The 18,606-nt window shown below is 62.8% G+C and carries 19 protein-coding genes; 13 read left to right on the forward strand and 6 right to left on the reverse strand.

Annotation, left to right across the window (positions count from 1 at the left end):
- Positions 1-9: 9 nt before the first annotated feature.
- Positions 10-381: a response regulator gene (locus RQX22_RS04975; protein ID WP_315724222.1), complete on the reverse strand. Its 372-nt coding sequence runs from the start codon at positions 379-381 to the stop codon at positions 10-12.
- Between the two features lie 176 nt (positions 382-557).
- Here RQX22_RS04975 and RQX22_RS04980 point away from each other — a divergent pair, with 176 nt between their 5' ends.
- The 4 genes from RQX22_RS04980 (at position 558) to RQX22_RS04995 (ending at position 4,714) form a co-directional block, all read left to right on the forward strand.
- The gene (locus RQX22_RS04980) at positions 558-1,139 is read left to right on the forward strand and encodes a CC0125/CC1285 family lipoprotein (protein WP_315724224.1); all 582 of its coding nucleotides are present in this window, start codon (positions 558-560) and stop codon (positions 1,137-1,139) included.
- Positions 1,140-1,478: 339 nt separating this feature from the next.
- Positions 1,479-2,585 (forward strand): OmpA family protein, encoded by a 1,107-nt coding sequence (locus tag RQX22_RS04985; protein WP_315724226.1) that lies wholly within the window; start codon positions 1,479-1,481, stop codon positions 2,583-2,585.
- 220 nt (positions 2,586-2,805) lie between these two features.
- Positions 2,806-4,119, forward strand: a complete 1,314-nt coding sequence (locus tag RQX22_RS04990) for a UDP-glucose dehydrogenase family protein (RefSeq protein WP_315724228.1) — start codon at positions 2,806-2,808, stop codon at positions 4,117-4,119.
- Between the two features lie 55 nt (positions 4,120-4,174).
- Positions 4,175-4,714 (forward strand): superoxide dismutase family protein, encoded by a 540-nt coding sequence (locus RQX22_RS04995; protein WP_315724229.1) that lies wholly within the window; start codon positions 4,175-4,177, stop codon positions 4,712-4,714.
- 110 nt (positions 4,715-4,824) lie between these two features.
- Here RQX22_RS04995 and RQX22_RS05000 read toward each other — a convergent pair whose 3' ends face one another.
- A complete protein-coding gene (locus tag RQX22_RS05000; protein ID WP_315724231.1) occupies positions 4,825-6,444 on the reverse strand; it encodes a spinster family MFS transporter in 1,620 nt (539 codons plus the stop codon).
- Between the two features lie 85 nt (positions 6,445-6,529).
- Here RQX22_RS05000 and RQX22_RS05005 point away from each other — a divergent pair, with 85 nt between their 5' ends.
- Together RQX22_RS05005 and RQX22_RS05010 are read left to right on the forward strand one after the other, a co-directional pair.
- Positions 6,530-6,997, forward strand: a complete 468-nt coding sequence (locus RQX22_RS05005; protein WP_315724233.1) for a low molecular weight protein-tyrosine-phosphatase — start codon at positions 6,530-6,532, stop codon at positions 6,995-6,997.
- Positions 6,994-7,803 carry a fructosamine kinase family protein gene (locus RQX22_RS05010; RefSeq protein ID WP_315724235.1) on the forward strand — a complete coding sequence of 270 codons (810 nt, stop codon included), beginning with the start codon at positions 6,994-6,996 and terminating at the stop codon, positions 7,801-7,803. The genes RQX22_RS05005 and RQX22_RS05010 overlap by 4 nt, the downstream gene beginning before the upstream one ends.
- 19 nt (positions 7,804-7,822) lie before the next feature.
- Here the strand turns inward: RQX22_RS05010 and thpR are convergent, their stop codons facing one another.
- Entirely contained in the window at positions 7,823-8,356 is a 534-nt protein-coding gene (thpR, locus tag RQX22_RS05015; RefSeq protein WP_315724237.1) for an RNA 2',3'-cyclic phosphodiesterase, read from the reverse strand.
- Between the two features lie 151 nt (positions 8,357-8,507).
- Here thpR and RQX22_RS05020 point away from each other — a divergent pair, with 151 nt between their 5' ends.
- On the forward strand, positions 8,508-9,242 hold the full coding sequence (locus RQX22_RS05020) for a Bax inhibitor-1/YccA family protein (RefSeq protein ID WP_315724238.1): 735 nt from the start codon (positions 8,508-8,510) through the stop codon (positions 9,240-9,242).
- A gap of 83 nt (positions 9,243-9,325) precedes the next feature.
- Here the strand turns inward: RQX22_RS05020 and RQX22_RS05025 are convergent, their stop codons facing one another.
- Positions 9,326-9,961, reverse strand: a complete 636-nt coding sequence (locus RQX22_RS05025) for a glutathione S-transferase family protein (RefSeq protein ID WP_315724240.1) — start codon at positions 9,959-9,961, stop codon at positions 9,326-9,328.
- 125 nt (positions 9,962-10,086) lie between these two features.
- Between RQX22_RS05025 and RQX22_RS05030 the strand changes: the two genes are divergently transcribed.
- Entirely contained in the window at positions 10,087-11,367 is a 1,281-nt protein-coding gene (locus RQX22_RS05030) for a S41 family peptidase (protein ID WP_315724242.1), read from the forward strand.
- 148 nt (positions 11,368-11,515) lie between these two features.
- Here RQX22_RS05030 and clpA read toward each other — a convergent pair whose 3' ends face one another.
- Together clpA and RQX22_RS05040 are read right to left on the reverse strand one after the other, a co-directional pair.
- Entirely contained in the window at positions 11,516-13,843 is a 2,328-nt protein-coding gene (clpA, locus tag RQX22_RS05035; protein WP_315724244.1) for an ATP-dependent Clp protease ATP-binding subunit ClpA, read from the reverse strand.
- A gap of 122 nt (positions 13,844-13,965) precedes the next feature.
- Entirely contained in the window at positions 13,966-14,163 is a 198-nt protein-coding gene (locus RQX22_RS05040) for a DUF1192 domain-containing protein (RefSeq protein WP_315724246.1), read from the reverse strand.
- A 98-nt stretch (positions 14,164-14,261) separates the two neighbouring features.
- Between RQX22_RS05040 and RQX22_RS05045 the strand changes: the two genes are divergently transcribed.
- The 5 genes from RQX22_RS05045 (at position 14,262) to RQX22_RS05065 (ending at position 18,582) form a co-directional block, all read left to right on the forward strand.
- The gene (locus tag RQX22_RS05045) at positions 14,262-15,263 is read left to right on the forward strand and encodes an NAD(P)H-quinone oxidoreductase (RefSeq protein ID WP_315724248.1); all 1,002 of its coding nucleotides are present in this window, start codon (positions 14,262-14,264) and stop codon (positions 15,261-15,263) included.
- A gap of 269 nt (positions 15,264-15,532) precedes the next feature.
- A complete protein-coding gene (locus RQX22_RS05050; RefSeq protein WP_315724609.1) occupies positions 15,533-16,219 on the forward strand; it encodes a DUF1013 domain-containing protein in 687 nt (228 codons plus the stop codon).
- A gap of 23 nt (positions 16,220-16,242) precedes the next feature.
- The gene (locus RQX22_RS05055; protein ID WP_315724250.1) at positions 16,243-17,367 is read left to right on the forward strand and encodes an MBL fold metallo-hydrolase; all 1,125 of its coding nucleotides are present in this window, start codon (positions 16,243-16,245) and stop codon (positions 17,365-17,367) included.
- Positions 17,368-17,425: 58 nt separating this feature from the next.
- Positions 17,426-17,674 carry an exodeoxyribonuclease VII small subunit gene (locus RQX22_RS05060; RefSeq protein WP_315724251.1) on the forward strand — a complete coding sequence of 83 codons (249 nt, stop codon included), beginning with the start codon at positions 17,426-17,428 and terminating at the stop codon, positions 17,672-17,674.
- 8 nt (positions 17,675-17,682) lie between these two features.
- Complete coding sequence (locus tag RQX22_RS05065) at positions 17,683-18,582, forward strand: polyprenyl synthetase family protein (RefSeq protein WP_315724253.1); 900 nt, start codon at positions 17,683-17,685, stop codon at positions 18,580-18,582.
- Positions 18,583-18,606 lie beyond the last annotated feature (24 nt).

The raw sequence follows: 18,606 nt of genomic DNA on the forward strand, positions 1-18,606 counted from the left end.
CGGTGACTGTCAGGCGGCCGTTCCTCTTATCGCTTCCAGCAGGGAGTGGGCCGTGTAGGGTTTCGCCAGGAACCGCACGCCTTCCGGCCGCTCTGCCCTGCTCGGCTCCACGCAGCCGGAGGTCAGCAGCAGGGTGATTTCCGGCCGCATCTCGCGTGCACGCTCAATCAGATCCAATCCGTTCATCTCGCCAGGCATGCTGATGTCCGTGAAGAGGATGGCAACATCGTCGTTCCGATCGAGCGTCGCCAGGCCTTCGGCAGCGTCCGCGGCCTCGAGCACGGTGAAACCGTGATCCAGAAAGATCTGTACGGCAAACAGCCGGGCAAAGGTTTCGTCGTCGACCACCAGAGCCACTTTGTGCGTGTCGGCATATCCCATTCGACGTTGGGTAGCGCGACGAAGGTTTCCAATCCGCTAAAATGTGCCGCGACAGACGTGCAGAAAAACATGAGCTCCAGACATAAATTCGGCCGGCTTTCCTCGGCTTAGACCCCCCGGATTGGAACGACAGGGCGCGTTCCAGCGTTGAAGCGGGAAATATCAGGAGACGATAAATGGACCGCCTTCGCCGCCTTTCCCGCGCGTCGGCAACGCCGCTGCTGGCTTTTGCCCTGCTGACCGCCTGTGCGACCGCGACACCCTATCAGCCGCTCGGTACACGCGGGCAGGCGAGCGGGGGCTATAGTGAGCAGAGGATCGAGGACAATCGCTTTCGCGTATCCTTCACCGGCAACCAGTTCACGTCGCGCCAGCGCGTGGAGAATTATCTGCTCTTTCGGGCCGCGGAACTGACGCTTCAGGCCGGCTTTGACAGTTTCACGATGGTCGAACGGTCGGTCGACCCGAACACGCGCACAACCGTATCGCGCGATACTTTCGGGCCTTATGGACCCGGACCCTGGGGTTATTGGGGCCCCTCATGGCGATATCGATATGGCGGCTATGGTTGGCGTTATTGGGATCCCTGGTACGGCAGCCCCTTCTGGGCCAACGACATCGACGTCCGAACCGTGACGAGCTTCGAAGCGACGGCCGAAATCGTGATGAGCCGTGGTTCTCGTCCGAACGACCCCCGCAGCTTTGATGCGCGTCAGGTGATGGACAATCTCGGCGGAACGATCGAATTGCCGAGGTGACGAGGAAGATCAGGGCTGCGACTGATGCTTCTAGGCGTCGAGGGTTAGTTCCTTGGAAAACAAAGGTAATTCCGATCGGTCCGGGGGAGGTAAGATCACGGTGATTGTGACAAAAAAGTCACGGCGGTGCAGGGAACGACTTTTTTTTGCCCTGCGATGAAACCGCTGCCGTTGCGCCTCGTTCAAGCCCCTGTCTGACGAAAAGCCTTGCTATTCCTATCGGATAGTGAGGCTTTTCGGCAACATTGTGGGGACAAGCGTGCTTGCGCGAAAACTCCGCTTAATTTATCAAGTCAAAGCCGTTCCTTGTTGGAACGCAGAAGAAAAGGGGAAGATTTTATGCGGAAGCTCGCCATAATAGTGGCTCTCTCTTCCACTGTCCTCGCGACACCCGCGCTGGCGCGGGATGGCGCTTGGTACGTGGGTGGGCATTTCGGGGCCGGGATTGTCGAGGATGTCGACGTCGATATTGGTGCCGTGGATAATGCCGTGGCTGTCGACATGGACTATATGTACGACGCCGACCTCGTCGTCGGCTATGATCTGGGTTCGTTCCGGATCGAAGCGGAAGGCAGCTATAAAAGCGCCGACATCGAATCTCTCGACAGTTCCCTCGTCCTGCCAGGGGCTCTCCCCGGCGCCTATGACTTCGGTCGTGGCAAGGTCAACGTCTGGAGCGCCATGGTCAATGCCATGCTCGACTTCGGGGATGATGACGGCATCGGCGGCTTCGTCGGCGGCGGCGTGGGCTGGGCGCGGGTCGAAGCGGATAACCTGCGGGTGTTCGGCAATACCGGCGCATTCCTCGACGGTCATGATTCCGGGCTAGCCTGGCAAGTGATTGCCGGCGTCCGTACGGCGGTCTCCGACAATGTCGATGTCAGCCTCAAATATCGTTTCTTCAACGCCGACAATATCGACATGGTAGCGTTCAACGGCGACGACAGCGACATGCGGTTCCGTTCGCACAGCTTGCTGGCGGGCATCACCTTCAACTTCGGCGGTGCCGAGCCGGCTCCGCCGCCTCCGCCGCCTCCCCCGCCCCCGCCGCCTCCGCCACCGCCTCCACCCCCACCGCCACCGCCGCCTCCGCCGGTCGCTCCGGGACCGTTCATGGTGTTCTTCGACTGGGATAAGTCGGATATCACCCCTCAGGCAGCGGCGATCCTGGACAATGCGGCTGCGGCTTATGCGCAGACCGGCCAGGCGCAGGTCATGCTCGCCGGTCACGCCGACCGTTCGGGTTCGGACCAGTATAATGTGGGCCTGTCCCAGCGTCGTGCTGAGAACGTCCGCAATTACCTGACCGGCCGAGGCGTCCCCGCTGGCGTCATCAGCAGCGAAGCGTTCGGTGAAAGCCGTCCGCTCGTCGAGACTGCCGACGGTGTGCGCGAGCCTCAGAACCGGCGCGTGGAAATCACCTTCGGACCCGGCTCGGGCTGGTAAGAAGGGCGTCGCTCCGGCGACGACCACCGACGAAAAGGGGAGGAGCCGGCCTGCAAGGGTCGGCTCCTTCTTTTTTGCCCATTGATCCAGGGTCGGTGCAAGATCGGCAGCGCATGCCGGGCTGCGTATTGATCGACGCCTGCCGGGTGCCGGGGAAAAGCCTTGTCCCGGGCGAGGGTGCTGAGATAAGCGGAGACGACTTCCTACATGGGGATAATGAATGCGGATCGCGATGATCGGAACGGGCTATGTCGGCTTGGTTTCGGGAGCCTGTTTTTCCGATTTCGGGCACGATGTCGTCTGCGTTGACAAGGACGACTCCAAGATTGCGGCGCTGGAAGGCGGCGTGATGCCCATCTTCGAACCAGGTCTGGCCCAACTGGTCGAACGCAATGTTCGCGGCGACCGGCTGTCCTTTACCACCGATCTGGCGGCGGCCGTGGCGGAGGCTGAAGCGATCTTCATCGCCGTCGGCACGCCGTCCCGCCGCGGCGACGGACATGCCGATCTCAGCCATGTCTTTGCGGCGACGCGGGAGATTGCCGAAGCGCTGAAACGGCCCGCCGTGGTCGTAACCAAATCCACCGTCCCCGTCGGCACTGGCGATGAGGTGGAAAGGATCATCCGGGAGACTGCGCCCCAAGCGAAGGCTTGGGTCGTCTCGAATCCGGAATTTTTGCGCGAAGGTGCTGCCATCGAAGATTTCAAGCGGCCTGACCGGATCGTCCTGGGCACGGAGGAGGAGGAGGCTGCCGAAATGATGCGCGAAGTCTATCGGCCGCTCTATCTCAACAGGGCGCCCTTGCTTTTCACCAGCAGGCGGACTGCCGAGCTGATAAAATATGCCGCCAACGCTTTCCTCGCGACCAAGATCACCTTCATCAACGAGATTGCCGACCTTTGCGAATGCGTCGGCGCCGACGTTCAGGATGTTTCGCGCGGTATCGGCCTCGACAACAGGATTGGCTCGAAGTTCCTTCACGCCGGGCCTGGCTATGGCGGTTCCTGCTTTCCCAAAGATACGCTTGCTCTGCTGAAAACGGCGGAGGATCATCAAGCGCCGCTCAGGATCGTGGAATCGGTCGTGAAGGTGAATGATGCGAGAAAGCGCGCCATGGGCCGGAAGATCATCCAGGCTCTCGGAGGCGAGGCGCGTGGCCGGACCATCGCCCTGCTCGGCCTCACCTTCAAACCCAATACAGATGACATGCGCGATGCGCCTTCGCTCAGCATCGTGCAGGCCTTGCAGGACGCCGGGGCGAAAGTGAGGGGTTACGATCCGGAAGGAATGGAGCAGGCGCGGCCGCTGATGCCGGATGTGGAATTCTGCGACAGTCCCTATCAGGCAGCCGAGGGAGCCGATGCGGTCGTACTGGTGACGGAGTGGGATGTGCTGCGGGCACTCGATCTGCAAAGGCTCGCGATCTCGATGGCGCAGCCGAACTTCGTCGACCTGCGTAACGTCTATCCTCCGGAAGACGTCCTGGCGGCGGGACTGAAGTGGTACGGCGTCGGAAGAATGGCGCGAAGCTGAGCCCGTATCGAAACCGTTCGGCCCGCGGCTCGTTCGGAATGTGAAGGAGATGGACATGAGGCGGTTTGAAATTCTTGTCGGTGGAGCGATCCTGCTTGCTTGTGCCGGCTGCGCGGCGGGCACTGGGTCCGGAGGGGCTACGGACACTTTCGCGGCGGATCTTCGGGATGCGGCCGGCAGCAGGTTGGCCATTGCCACCCTGCGGCAGAGCGGTACCGATCTCAACGTGAGGATCGAAGCGACCGGTCTGCAGCCGGGTTCCTACGCCGCTCATATCCATATGGTGGGCCGGTGCGATCCGCCCGACTTCACCAGCGCGGGATCGCATTGGAACCCCACGGGTCGCCAGCATGGCAAGGACAATCCCGCCGGCAACCACAAGGGTGATCTTCCCAATCTGATGGTAGGCGCCGATGGCCAAGGCAGTTTCGAATTCACGGTAAGCGGCGTTCGCGCCCGCAGCGGCGAAGGCGCTTTGCTGGATGGGGACGGTGCCGCAGTCGTCGTCCATGCCAAGCCAGATGATTATCGGACCGATCCCACCGGCAATGCGGGCGGGCGGTTGGCCTGTGGTGTCGTTGCTCCCTCTTACTAGACACCGGACTCTGGTCGAAGTTTCGCATCTGGCTGCGCGGGAAGTCCTGGATACAAACGTAAAATCTGGACTCGCGCCCGGCTTGATCCAGCCGCGGACGAATCATGCCGTCAGATCGGCTCGCCGGCACCCCGGGCCCGTTCGACCTTGCTGGCTTCCATTTCAGCAAGTCTGCGGGCTCCCGCCCACAGGGCAGCGAGCGTGATTGGCGGCATCAGGTAGAGGGCGAAGATGCCGGTTCGCAGACTTTCCGACAGGACCGAGATCTTGCCCGCGAAATAGGGCCCCAGTGCCAGCCCGACCATTGTCGTCCCCAGGATATAAGTTGCACCGGCTGTCGCTCGCATGCGCGGGAGCACCAGGTCCTGGAGGGTCGCCACCGCAGCGCCCACCCACAGGGCGGCGGCGAACTGGGCAAGAGGGTTGACCCAGTAGAACAATGCAAGGCTGTCGGTCGTGAGCAAAAAGGCCATGAGCGGGACGGGTACGACCACCGACACCATGTTCAGGAAAAGCCTTCCTCGCGCATCCCGCTGACGCCACAGATCGGACACGTAACCGCCAATGATGACGCCCGCTGCGGCGGCCAGAGCCGATGTCCAGCCAATGATGAGGCCGATCTCTTCCTTGGCGGTCATCCCTTCCAGATAGTGCGATGGAAGAAGGGGGTCGCCGTAGAACGTCTGCTCCAGATAGTGCGGGACCCAGAATGTGGTGGCGTAGTTGACGAAGGAAATGCTGCCGAACGCAAAGACGAGGAGCACGGTCGTCGGGCATCCCCAGATCAGCCGGAAGGCGGGGGGGTCGCGATGTTGCAGGGATTGGATCCAGGACAGGATCGCATAGACGCCCAGCCCATAGGCCGCCCATTGCGCGCCATCCCCGGTCAGCCTGTAGAGGCCATAGCCCGATGCGATGACCAAGATCATCATCATGAGATTGCGGGGCAGGGCGCCGGGTATGCGGGCGACGTTCAGCAGGGTCAGCGGCGGCAATATTGCGACCAGTTCGCGGCCGAATTCGCGCCAGGCGCCAGGGCGGACTGCGGGCTGGGGCAGCCCTTCCGCATTGCCGCGAGGCGGCTCGCGAAGGGACAATACCCAAAGAGCGAGAAGCAGGCCGGGAAGGCCCACCGCAAGAAAGGCCGCTTGCCAGCCGGCGAGGCCGAGCGGGGCGGCGGCGGGATCCGGAAACATCACGTTCCATCGGCTCAGCACGAAGCCGCCGATCGGCAGGCTGATCGCGCCGCCGATATAGAGCCCGCTTGAGTAAATGGAGATGGCGGTTGCCCGCCGCTCTTGCGGGAAAGTGTCGGAGATCATCGAATAAGCGGCAGGCGAGGCACTTGCCTCGCCAATGCCGACGCCGACCCGTGCGACGGCCAGCATGCCAAAGCTGTTGGCGAAGCCGGAAAGCGCCGTCATCGAGGACCAGAGCGCCAGCCCCCCGGCCATCAGGCGGCCGCGATACCAGCTGTCGGCCAGGCGGCCGAGCGGGATGCCGAACAGGGCGTAGAAGACCGCGAAGGCGGTGCCGTACAGAAAGCCTATCTGCGCGTCGGAGACGCCGAGGTCCCGCTTGATATCGCCGACCAGGATCGAAAGGATCTGCCGATCGATGAAATTGACGATATAGACGAGTACGAGGACGAAGAGGACGTACCAGGCATAAGCGCCGACGCGGGTGCCGCGCCCGGCTACCGACGCGGACTCATCGGAACCGGTTTCCATATCGCCTCGAGATTGTGCTGATCCTCCCACCTGGCTAGCAGAGGGATGCGGTTTGGCAACTGGGGTTCGGATTCAAGGGCCAACAATGACGACGTCCATTCTCTTCATCTGCTTGGGAAATATCTGCCGGTCGCCGCTTGCCGAGGCGGCGCTGCGTGCGGAGGCGGCACGGCTGGGTATTCCTGTCGAGGTCGATTCGGCGGGGACGGGCGATTGGCACCTTGGCCATCCGCCGGACAAGCGGGCAGCGGCCGTGGCCAGCCGCAACGGCATCGACATATCCGGGCTGCGCGCCCGACAGGTCCGCGCCGAGGACTTTCATCATTTCGACCATATTGTTGCCCTCGACGCCCAAAATCTCGCCGACTTACGCGGCATGCGGCCCCAGGGCAGCAGGGCGGAACTGTCCCTGCTCCTCGATCATGTCGAAGGCAGGGCGGGGCAGGCAGTGGCCGATCCCTATTACGGTCAGGATGAACATTTCGACGTCACATGGCAGGATGTGACGGAAGGCGCGAAGGGCCTGGCCCGGAAGCTTGCGGCCACCGAATGACGGTCTTCGCGGCACGAGTGAGACAGCTCACGGGAGTGCCGGAGGAAAGATTGGAGCGCCTCGCAGGCGGCGATCTCTCCGAAGTGCTGCTGCTGAGACGGCCGGAGGGTAGGCTGTCCGTCGCCAAGGGCGGAGCATCGGTCGGTACGGAAGCGGCCATGCTTCGCGCGATCGCGTCGACGGGGACTCCCGCGCCGATGGTCGAGGGCGAGCATGACGGCATCCTGCTGCTCGAGCATGTCGCCAATGACGGGGTGTTCAGCCCGCATGCCTGGGGCGATATCGGGATCGCCATCCGCCGGCTCCACGATCATCGGGGAACGCGCTATGGCTGGCCGGTCGATTATCGGATCGGTACGATCGAGCTCGACAATCGCGAAGGCGGCGATTGGCCCTCATTCTGGGGGCAGCAGCGGCTTGCGGCGACCGCAAGCATTCTCGACCGGCCGTGGCGGGATCGGATCGAACGTCTTCTGCCGCGCCTCGCCCTGCTGCTTCCTCCATCTCCCGATCCTGTGCATCTTCACGGGGACTTGTGGAGCGGAAACATATTGGTTGCGGAAGGCAGGCTTGTTGCCTTGATCGACCCCGCCTGCTGCTTCGGCCATTGCGAGGTGGATCTCGCCATGCTGGACTTGTTCGATACGCCGCCAGGGGAATTCTGGGAGGCCTATGGCGGACTGGACGATGGCTGGCGGCAGCGTCGTCCTATCTACCAGCTCTTTCCGGCTCTGGTACATCTGCGTCTGTTCGGTGCGGCCTATGCCGGGATGGTGGATCGGCTGCTGGAAGCCGTCGAGACATGAGCCGCATTGTCTGGGCGGCTCAGGCGAGCTTGTAGCGCTCCAGGATCGAATAGATCGGACCATTGGGGGTCAATTCGCTCTCGAAGAGACAGAAACTGTCGACCGGGAAGGCGGGGCTCGCCACGGCGCCGGCGCTTTCCATCAGCCCCTGGACCGGGCCGGCGGCACGGCCAAGGCGCGCAATGGTGATATGGGGGAGGTAGGCACGGCGGTCCGGCGCCACACCTGCTTTCAGACAGGCCTGGTCGACCTTCTTGTGTAGCGCCTTTAGCGGCTCATGGGGCGTGACCCCGGCCCACAGGGTCACGGCCTCGCCTCGCCGGTCGAAGGAACCGATGCCGTTCAAGGCGATCTCGAAGCTGGGCTGGTGGATCGATCCCAGCGCGGCGTGGATATCCTCGGCGATGTGGCGATCCACCTCGCCGATGAAGCGCAGGGTCAGGTGGAGCTGTTCGTCGGTCGGCCAGCGCGCCCCGCGAACACCGCCCATGAGGTCGAGCAGGATCTCCCGCACGGGCCGCGGCGGACGGATGGCGACGAACAGGCGATGCATATCACGGCCTCTTTATCCGACGAGCCGGGGCTCTGAACATCCGCTCGGCCTCATTCACAGGACAGGCTACCGGTTTTCCTTGAAAGCGTCACGAAATCACCCGATATTGCGGTCGACGGCACAGACATTGCCGTCGAAGGAGAGATTTAAAATGGCAAATGGATTTGACCCGCGCGCGACTGCAGCGCCGCATCCGACCACGATCGGCCGGGCAGGCGTGGCCTATCACGCGGGCCTGCGGTCCTACATGCTCTCGGTCTACAATTATATGGCTTCGGGCGTGTTGCTGACCGGCATCGTTGCGCTGCTGTTCGCGAATAGCGGCTATGCGGCAGCGGTTCTTGGCGGTCCCGGCATCCTCAAATATGTGATCATGTTCGCGCCCCTTGCGTTCGTGATGGTGTTGAGCTTCGGCATCAACCGGCTTTCGACGGGGACGGCGCAATTGCTCTTCTGGGCGTTTGCGACGGTGATGGGCCTGTCGATGGCTTCGATCTTCCTCGTCTTCACCGGCGAATCAATCGCGACCACCTTCTTCGCGGTGGCCGCCGCTTTCGCCGGTCTCAGCCTGTGGGGCTATACGACCAAAAAGGATCTGTCGGCATTCGGCACCTTCCTGATCATGGGCGTCTTCGGCCTGCTGATTGCAATGATCATCAACATCTTCCTGCAGTCGAGCGTGATGAACCTGGTCATCAGCGCTATCGGGGTGCTCGTGTTTGCGGGCCTGACGGCCTATGACACGCAGCGGATCAAGAGCATCTATTTCGAAGTCGCCGGCACCGATATGCTCGGCAAGACGGTGATCATGGGCGCGCTGTCGCTCTATCTCGATTTCGTCAACATGTTCACATTTCTGCTGAATTTCCTCGGCAATCGCGAATAGCGAGAACCTGTTCGCGACTTCCAAGGCCCGGCGGCGACGCCGGGCCTTTTTTGTAGCGGGACCTCCTTCGAAAAAGGCGCTGTTCAGGCATCCTGTTGCCGTTGAGCGGCCAGCGCATCGTCGATTTCTCGGGCGCGCTTGGCCGCCGGACGTTCGAGGAGTCTTTCAAGATAGGCGTCGAAAGCAGGATTCTTGTCGATAATCCCGAACATGGTGCCCCAGCTGATCTGGGAACCCACATAGACGTCCGCCGCGGTGAATCGGTCACCGCAGATATAGGATGTGTCGGCCACGGCTTGTTCGAGAGCGGCCATGGTTTCCTCGAAACTGCCATATCCCGCCATCTGCTTCTTGTCCTCGGGGGCGAGCAGGCCGAGCGCCTTGCCGGTCACCGCCGATTCCACGGGCCCGGCGGCAAAGAACATCCAGCGATAATAAGGCCCGCGTCCTGCGCTGCCATGTGGGGGAGCGAGGCCGGCGTCGGGAAAGGCATCCGCCAGATAGGCGCAGATCGCCGCCCCTTCCGTCACCACCGTCATGCCATGTCGAATCGCGGGCACCTTTCCCATCGGGTTGATGGCAAGATATTCTGGCGACTTCATGCCGCTCGCATAGTCGAGCACAACCGTTTCGTAGGGCTGGCCGACCTCTTCGAGCATCCATCGCACGATACGGCCGCGGGACATCGGATTGGTGTAGAAGGTGATCGCGTCCGCCAAGGCTTCCTCCTGATAAGATGGGTGGGTCGGATAACCTTAAGGTCTCTGACGCTTGGAGGACAGGGATGGAAGCCGCGGCGCGCTTTCCTATTCTGTCCTGTCGAGCCTGTGTGATAAGCTTGGGCATGCCTTTGGGTCTCGCCATTCTCTGGCTCGCAGCTTCGGCGGCACCTCTCCCGGCTTTTCTCTCGCACGAGGATGTGGCCGCGATACGGAGCTATGTGGATCGTGATCGGGCCTATTCGCCACGCGCCCGTGCCGAGGCGTTGACGCAGGTCGACCGGCTGACCGGAAAGTCGCTCAGCCGGGCCGAGCTCGAGCTGGAACTCGCCCACATCGCCGCCCTGGCCGACAATGGTCATAGCTTCCTGTTGCCGCCGCAGTGGACCACCCGATATCCGCGTAGCTTGGTCCGTCTCGGTCTGTTCGCCGACGGTCTGTTCGTGATGTCCGCGCCGCCCGAGCAGAGGCATCTGAGCGGGCGGGCGGTGGTGGCTATCAATGGGCGGCCATGGCGGGACATATATCGCGCCTACGCCCGCTATCAGGGCGGTTTGCAATCCTTTCGGGACCAGTTCGTCACCATTTTCATGGAAACCCCCGCTCTGCTCGAAGCCGCTGGCCTGGGCGGTGATGGCCATACGCTGCAGCTCACGCTGGGAAACGGGGGGAGCGAGCCGGAAATTGTTCGACTGCCGTCCAGGCTCCTGCCGCTGGAAGGTGAGGCCGCCTTGCTCGGCTATCCGGCGTTGTTCGACGCCATCGCCCTCGTCAATCCGGATAAGAAGCCGCTCTACCTCCAGGCGGTCGACAAGAGTTTCCGGGTGATGCTGCGTCCCGAACTCAGCGGCGCCTATGTCCAGATCAATGCCACACGAGGCGAGGATTTGCCGCGCCTTCTCGCGGACGGGCTTTCCGAATTGCGGCGGGCGAAGCCGCGCAACATCGTCGTCGACCTGCGATTCAACATGGGCGGCGATCTCAACATCGCGCGCGACTTCATGCGGGAATTGGCCGGCCTTGCGCCCGGCAGGCTCTACGCCATCACCTCGGGCCGCACATTTTCCGCGGCGATTTCAAGCCTCGGCTATCTGAAGCAGGCTGCGGGGAAGCGGCTGATAATCGTGGGCGAACCGATCGGCGATCGGCTGGAATTCTGGGCGGAAGGCGACACCGTGGAGATCCCCTCCGTGAAGGCGACGATGCTCTACGCGACCGAACGCCATAATTATGTGACAGGGTGCCCGGAATCCGATTGCCATGAATCCATCCGGACGCATCCCATAAGGGTCCGTAGCCTTCAGCCCGACATCGAGACTTCTTTGACGTTCGCTGACTTTCTCGCCGGCCGGGATCCTGCCTATGACGCGATCGTCCGCGACATAAGGAACGGTCCGGCAGGCTAAGCGGGCCTGGAGTTATTTCGAGGCAGATGGAATCATCTGACGACTCGGAAATAACGGAAAGCAATAAAACACGGCTCGTTCTCGGCTCAATATAACCGTGAACGAGCCCAGTCGCCCCCCTCCTCGCGAGGGGAACGAATGGTTGGGATCAGGCCTGCTTTTCCGGCTGGTCCGGTTCCCTGGCCTTGCTGCCCTTCTTGCGTTTCGACGCCTTGGGCGGCGCGGCAATCACCTCGAAGGCAGGTGCATTATCCTTGATCCGGACCTTGACCTCGCCGCCATTGATCAGCTTGCCGAAGAGCAGTTCCTCGGCGAGCGGCTGCTTGATCTTTTCCTGGACCAGACGGCCCATCGGGCGCGCGCCATAGAGCCGATCATAGCCGCGCGACGTCAGCCATGCCTTGGTCTCGTCGTCCAGGCTGATATGGACGTTGCGATCCGCCAGCTGGAGTTCCAACTGCAGGATGAACTTGTCCACCACACGCGCCACGACCTCGGTGGGCAGATAGCTGAACGGCACGATCGCATCGAGGCGGTTTCGGAACTCGGGCGTGAACATCCGCTTGATGGCTTCCTCGTCCTCGCCCTCCCGGGTCTGGGCGCCGAACCCGACGCCTTCGCGCGCCATGTCGCTCGCGCCGGCATTGGTCGTCATGATGAGCACGACATTGCGGAAGTCGACCGTCTTGCCGTGATGGTCGGTCAGCTTGCCATTGTCCATCACCTGCAACAGGATGTTGAACAGGTCCGGATGGGCCTTCTCGATCTCGTCCAGCAACAGCACGCTATGCGGATGCTGGTCCACCGCGTCGGTCAGAAGCCCGCCCTGGTCGTAGCCGACATATCCCGGAGGCGCACCGATCAGGCGGCTGACCGAGTGCCGCTCCATATATTCCGACATGTCGAAGCGCTGAAGCGGAATGCCCATGATCGACGCGAGCTGGCGCGCGACCTCGGTCTTGCCGACGCCGGTCGGCCCGGAAAAAAGATAATTGCCGATCGGCTTGTCCGGGTCGCGAAGGCCGGCCCGGCTCAGCTTGATCGCCGATGACAGGACGTTGATCGCCTTGTCCTGGCCGAAGACCACCCGCTTCAGATCGCGGTCGAGATGCTCCAGCGCCTTCTTGTCGTCGGCGGAGACCGATTTGGGCGGGATTCGGGCGATCGTGGAAATGACGGCCTCGATCTCCCTGGTGGTGATGGTCTTCTTGCGCTTGTTAGGCGGCACCAGCATCTGCATGGCGCCGACCTCGTCGATCACGTCGATCGCCTTGTCGGGCAATTTGCGATCGTTGATATAGCGCGCCGACAGCTCGACCGCGGACTTGATCGCATCCGCCGTATATTTGACGCTGTGATGCTCCTCGAAAGCGGACCGGAGACCGGTGAGTATCTTGATCGTATCCTCTACCGTCGGTTCGTTGACGTCGATCTTCTGGAAGCGCCGGAGCAAGGCCCGGTCCTTCTCGAAATGGTTGCGGAATTCCTTGTAGGTCGTCGAACCGATGCAGCGGATCGTGCCGCCCGACAGCGCGGGCTTCAGCAGGTTGGACGCGTCCATGGCCCCCCCGCTGGTCGCACCGGCGCCGATGACGGTGTGGATCTCGTCGATGAAGAGGATGGCATGGGGGAGCTTTTCGAGCTCGTTCACCACGGCCTTCAGCCTCTCCTCGAAATCGCCACGATAACGCGTGCCCGCCAACAGGGCGCCCATGTCGAGCGAATAGATGACGGCCGGTTTCAGTACGTCGGGAACGTCGCCCTCGACGATCTTGCGCGCCAAACCTTCGGCGATGGCGGTTTTCCCCACGCCCGGATCGCCGACGTAAAGCGGGTTGTTCTTCGATCGGCGGCACAGGATCTGGACGGTCCGATCTACCTCGGGCCGGCGGCCGATCAGCGGATCGACGCGGCCATCGGCGGCCTTCTCGTTGAGGTTGACGGTGAATTGCTTGAGCGCGGATTCGGACTTCTTCTTGCCGTCCTCCTTCTGTGAATCGTCCGTCCCCTTGATCTCGGCCGGCTCGGCAGCGGTCTCGCCCTTGCCGACGCCATGGCTGATATAGCTTACCGCATCGAGGCGGCTCATATCCTGCTGTTGCAGGAAATAGACGGCATAGCTTTCGCGTTCCGAAAAGAGGGCGACCAGGACATTGGCGCCGGTCACTTCGTCACGGCCCGAGGATTGGACGTGGAGGATGGCGCGCTGGACGACGCGCTGGAAGCCGCTGGTCGGCGAGGGATCGGTGTCGCCTTCGACCTTCAAGGCCTCGAGCTCATTGTCCAGATAGAGGCGGACTGCGTCGCGCAGCTCGTTGGTGTCGACGCCGCAGGCCTGCATGACGCGTCCGGCATGCTCGTCTTCGATGAGCGCGAGCAGCAAGTGTTCGAGCGTGGCATATTCATGCTTCCGGCCGCTCGCTTCGGCAAGCGCGGTGTGCAGCGTCTGTTCAAGTTCGCGGGCAAATGACGGCACTAAACTCACTCCTTAAAGCCCGCTGGAATCACGGGCTGCTTCGGCTCAATGTTGGTCTTTGCGCACACTTCATCAAGCTGAACCCTGAAAAAGCTGGGGAAAAGGATAGATTCCCCGTGACTTCATTGCTTGAATATCGCGTCGGCACTTGCCCGGAAATTAACGGCGGCGTCGATCTTGGCCTGGACCCGTTCGATTTCGGACGTGAGGATGGCGATACGGGCGTGCAGCTCGTCGATCGAAAGCGGATCCAGATCCTGCTTGGCCACCAGCGCAAGCGGATCGCCGGGTTTGTTCGGAAAGAGCTCGTCGAGATCCATCTTTTCCAGCCTCCTCGGGGGGAGAGTCAGTCCTTCTGCATGCTTGTGTCAACCTGCCGCGATCAATAGGCAACGATTTCATCAGGGGACGTGACCGAATGACCACCATAGCGGCGACCATGAAGGCGATCGATCCGGACGAAACGGGCGGGCCCGAAATACTCGAGGCGGTTTCGCGGCCGGTGCCGGTGGTTGGCCCTGGCGAGCTTCTGATCGAAGTCGCTGCCGCCGGCGTGAACCGGCCCGACGCGGCGCAACGTCAGGGCCGCTATCCGCCACCCCCCGGCGCGCCCTCCATCCTTGGCCTGGAAGTGGCCGGGACCGTCGTCCGGGTCGGCAGCGACACGGATCGCGACTGGATCGGGGAGCCGGTCTGTGCGCTGGTGACCGGCGGCGGCTATGCCGAATATTGCGTCGCTCCGGTGGGCCAATGCCTGCTCGTGCCGGCACCGCTCGATATGGTGGAAGCGGCCGCGCTGCCCGAGACCCTGTTCACCGTGTGGAGCAACCTCTTCCAGCGCGGCGGCGCGGGACAGGGGGATACCGTCCTGGTCCATGGGGGCACCAGCGGCATCGGCACGACGGCCATATTGCTCGGGAAGCTTTTCGGGCTATCCGTCATCGTCACGGCCGGGTCCGACGAGAAATGCGGCCGCGCAATCGAGATCGGGGCGGCCGCGGCGATCAATTACCGTTCCCAGGACTTCGTCGAGGAGATCAAGCGGCTGACCGAGGGCAAGGGCGTCGCCGTGGTCCTCGATATGGTCGGCGGCGATTACGTGCCTCGCAATCTGGCCTGCCTGGCCGAAGAGGGACGGCATGTCTCGATCGCCGTGCAAAAAGGCGGCAAGGCGGAGGTGCCGATCTGGGATCTGATGCGCCGCCGGCTGACCTTGACCGGATCCACGTTGCGAGCACGTTCGGTCGCCTTCAAATCGGCGCTTGCCGACGATCTGCGGCGCAAGGTCTGGCCGCACGTCGAGGCCGGGCGATTGAAGCCGGTCATCGATTCCATCTACCCGCTGAAAGAGGCAGCCGAGGCCCATCGGCGCATGGAAAGCAGCGCCCATGTCGGCAAGATCGTCCTGACGATGAAATGAATGCGAAACGGGCCAATGGATCTGACCTCGGCCAACCGATGATGCGCGATCCGCTCGCGCCGTCTCATTGCCGTCCGGCAGCCATGCGCCGCGTCGCTTTCACCGGTCCCGAATCGGGCCGCATCGTCTGCTAAGGCCCTATTTTGCACGCCTAAAGGCCGGGCGGCTTGCTCTCCGGTTCCGCCTGCACTAAGTCGTGGCCACGCATCGGCCGCTCCGCGAAGGGGCGGCCCTTATTGTTTTTGGAGAAGCCAGTGGCACAGCCGCTCATGCCCCACGCGACCGCTTCATGGCTGGTCGACAACACCGCTCTGACCTTCGAGCAGATCGCCGAGTTTTGCGGGCTGCACATCTTGGAAGTGCAGGCGATCGCCGACGACACCGCCGCGACCAAGCTTACCGGCCGCGATCCGATCCGCGCCGGCGAACTCAACCAGGAAGAAATCGAGCGCGGCCAGGCCGATGCCGAATATCGGCTGAAGATCCAGAAGGAGCCGGACCAGGTCCGCCGCACCAAGGGCCCGCGCTATACGCCCGTCTCCAAGCGGCAGGACAAGCCGGACGGGATCGCGTGGATCATCCGTAACCATCCGGAGATTTCGGACGGCCAGATCGGTAAGCTGATCGGCACGACCCGCACCACCATCGCCGCCATCCGCGACAGGACCCACTGGAACATCGCCAATATCCAGCCCAAGGATCCGGTGACGCTCGGCCTTTGTTCGCAACGGGAACTCGATGCGCTGGTCGCCAAGGTGGCCAAGGCCGCAGGCATCGAAACGCCTGTGGACGCCAGCTTCGCCGGTGACCGGGACGCTCTGATCGAGGAGCTTCGTGCAGAGCGCGAAGCTCATGTCCGCGAGGCGGAAGCCGCGCTGGCCGCCGAGCAGACCGATGCCGAAGGGACGGTCGAGGACGAAGCCGACAAGGCCTTTGTCGATCCTTTCAAGAGCTAGGGGCCGATACCGCCCGCAAAATAATGGCAGGTTCTCCTCCTGATCGTCCCGAGGCCAGTTCTGCTACGGCCAGCCCTCCCGCACCCGACGCCTCGCTGGCGGATGCGGGCGGGGCCTATAGCCACAGGGGCCTGACCTATCCGCTCGGCCGGACGGGACCGGAGACTGGCCAGGTCATCGCTTTGGCGGACGGCGTGGGCTGGGCTCGGCTGCCTGTCCCTGGGTCGCTCAAGCATATCAATGTGTGGATCCTGGAGGATGAAGGCGGGATCGCGCTCGTCGATACGGGACTAAATATCGCGGCGTGTCGTGAGGCGTGGGAAGCCCTCTTTTCCGGCCCGCTCGCCGGCAAGCCGATCACCCGCATCCTGTGCACCCACTTCCATCCTGACCATGTCGGCCTTGCCGGCTGGCTGACGCAAAGGTTCGACGTCTCCCTCTGGATGACGCGCGACGAATGGCTGTTCGCGCGCATGCTACTGGTGGATGTCAGAGAATCGCCGCCGCGCGAAGCATTGGCCTTCTGGCGCGCCGCCGGCTGGGACGAAGGGCGGATCGAGGCGGAGGCCGCCAGGGGCTGGGGGCGCTTTGCCGAAGTGGTCAGCCCCGTGCCGGTGAGTTTCGTGCGCATTCGGGACGGCGAGAATCTTCGCATCGGCGGCCGCAGCTGGCGCGTCGTCATCGGCAACGGACATTGTCCGGAGCATGCCTGCCTGCTGGATGAGGAAGGCGGCCTGCTGATCGCTGGCGACCAGGTGTTGCCCAGGATCACGTCCAACGTCTCGCTCGGTCTCAGCGAGCCCGAATCCGATCCGCTGGGGGATTGGCTCGATTCGATCGCCCGGCTGCGCTCGTTGCCTGAAGACCTGCTTGTGCTTCCGTCCCATGGCGAGCCCTTTACCGGCCTTCACGCCCGTCTGGACGCACTCGACCACGGCCATCGGGACCGCCTCGACGCGCTTCACAAGCACCTGTCCGAACCGCGGCGGGCGGTGGATTGCTTCAGGATTCTTTTCGGCCGCCAGATCGACGACAATGTCTACGGGCTCGCGACCGGAGAGGCGTTGGCGCATCTTCGACATCTGGAAGTCGAAGGCCGGGCTCGGCGGGAAATAAGCGGCGGCGTATATTGGTATCGGCGAATTTAGCGCCACCGCCGCCTAGCGGCGCTTGACCCCCGCATCGCAGGCAGCCAATGCTCGGACGATGGCGGAACAAGCTCCCCCGATATCCGATCTCTCCTTCGAAGCGGCATTGAAGCGCCTTGAGGAGATTGTGCGCCGATTGGAGAGCGGCGAGGCATCGCTCGACGAATCGATCGAGCTTTACGGTGAGGGCGATGCGCTCAAGCAGCAATGCGAGGCGCGATTGCAGGCGGCACAGGCCAAGATCGAAAAGATCCAGTTCGGCCGCGACGGCCAGCCAAGCGGCACCGTTCCGTTCGATCAAGCCTGAGCCGCCATATGGCGGAGATACCTAATGGTCTGAAGCTGGCCCTCGAACAGATCGGGGCGGAGATAGACGGGCTGTTCGAAACCATATTGTCCCTGCCGGCCGACAGCCGTTCCCGCCTCTACGACGCCATGCGCTACGCCGCGATCGGCGGCGGCAAGCGTCTTCGCCCGCTTCTCGTCGTGGCTGCCTGCGGCCTGTTCCACATCGGTCGGCAACAGGCACTCCGCGTAGGCCTCGCGGTCGAATCGATCCACGTTTACTCGCTCGTCCACGATGATCTTCCCTGCATGGACGATGATGATCTTCGGCGCGGCAAGCCGACCCTCCACAAGGCCTTTGACGAATCCACGGCGGTGCTCGCCGGTGATTCCCTTCATGCCCTCGCTTTTGAAATCCTTGCCGACGAAGCCACGCACGAAGATCCCTTCGTCCGGCTGCAGCTCGTCGCGGAACTTGCCCGGGCGGCGGGCCCGTCCGGCATGGCCGGAGGACAGATGATGGATCTTGCGGCGTCCGAATCCACGCTGGACCTGGCCGCGGTCACGCGGCTGCAGCAGCTGAAAACCGGGGCCCTGATCGGATTCTGCCTCGAAGCGGCCGCCATCATGGGGCGGGTGCCCCTGGAATCCAGGACGCCGCTGCGCGGCTACTCCCGCGATGTCGGCTTGGCCTTCCAGATCGCTGACGACTTGCTCGATGTCGAGGGCGAGGAAGCGAAGACCGGTAAGAAGGTGGGCAAGGATTCGGTGAAGGGCAAGGAAACCTTCGTATCGCTTCTGGGCCGAGAACGCGCGCGCCAGCAGGCCGATTTGCTCGTAGCCCAGGCGATAGAGCATCTCCAAAGCTTCGGCGGAGAAGCCGATTTACTCCGCGAAATTGCGCGCTTCGCGGTGGCGCGCGATCACTAATCTCATGGAGCCTCGGGTTTCATG

Source organism: Sphingosinicella rhizophila, assembly GCF_032378825.1.
Lineage (GTDB): Bacteria > Pseudomonadota > Alphaproteobacteria > Sphingomonadales > Sphingomonadaceae > Allosphingosinicella > Allosphingosinicella rhizophila.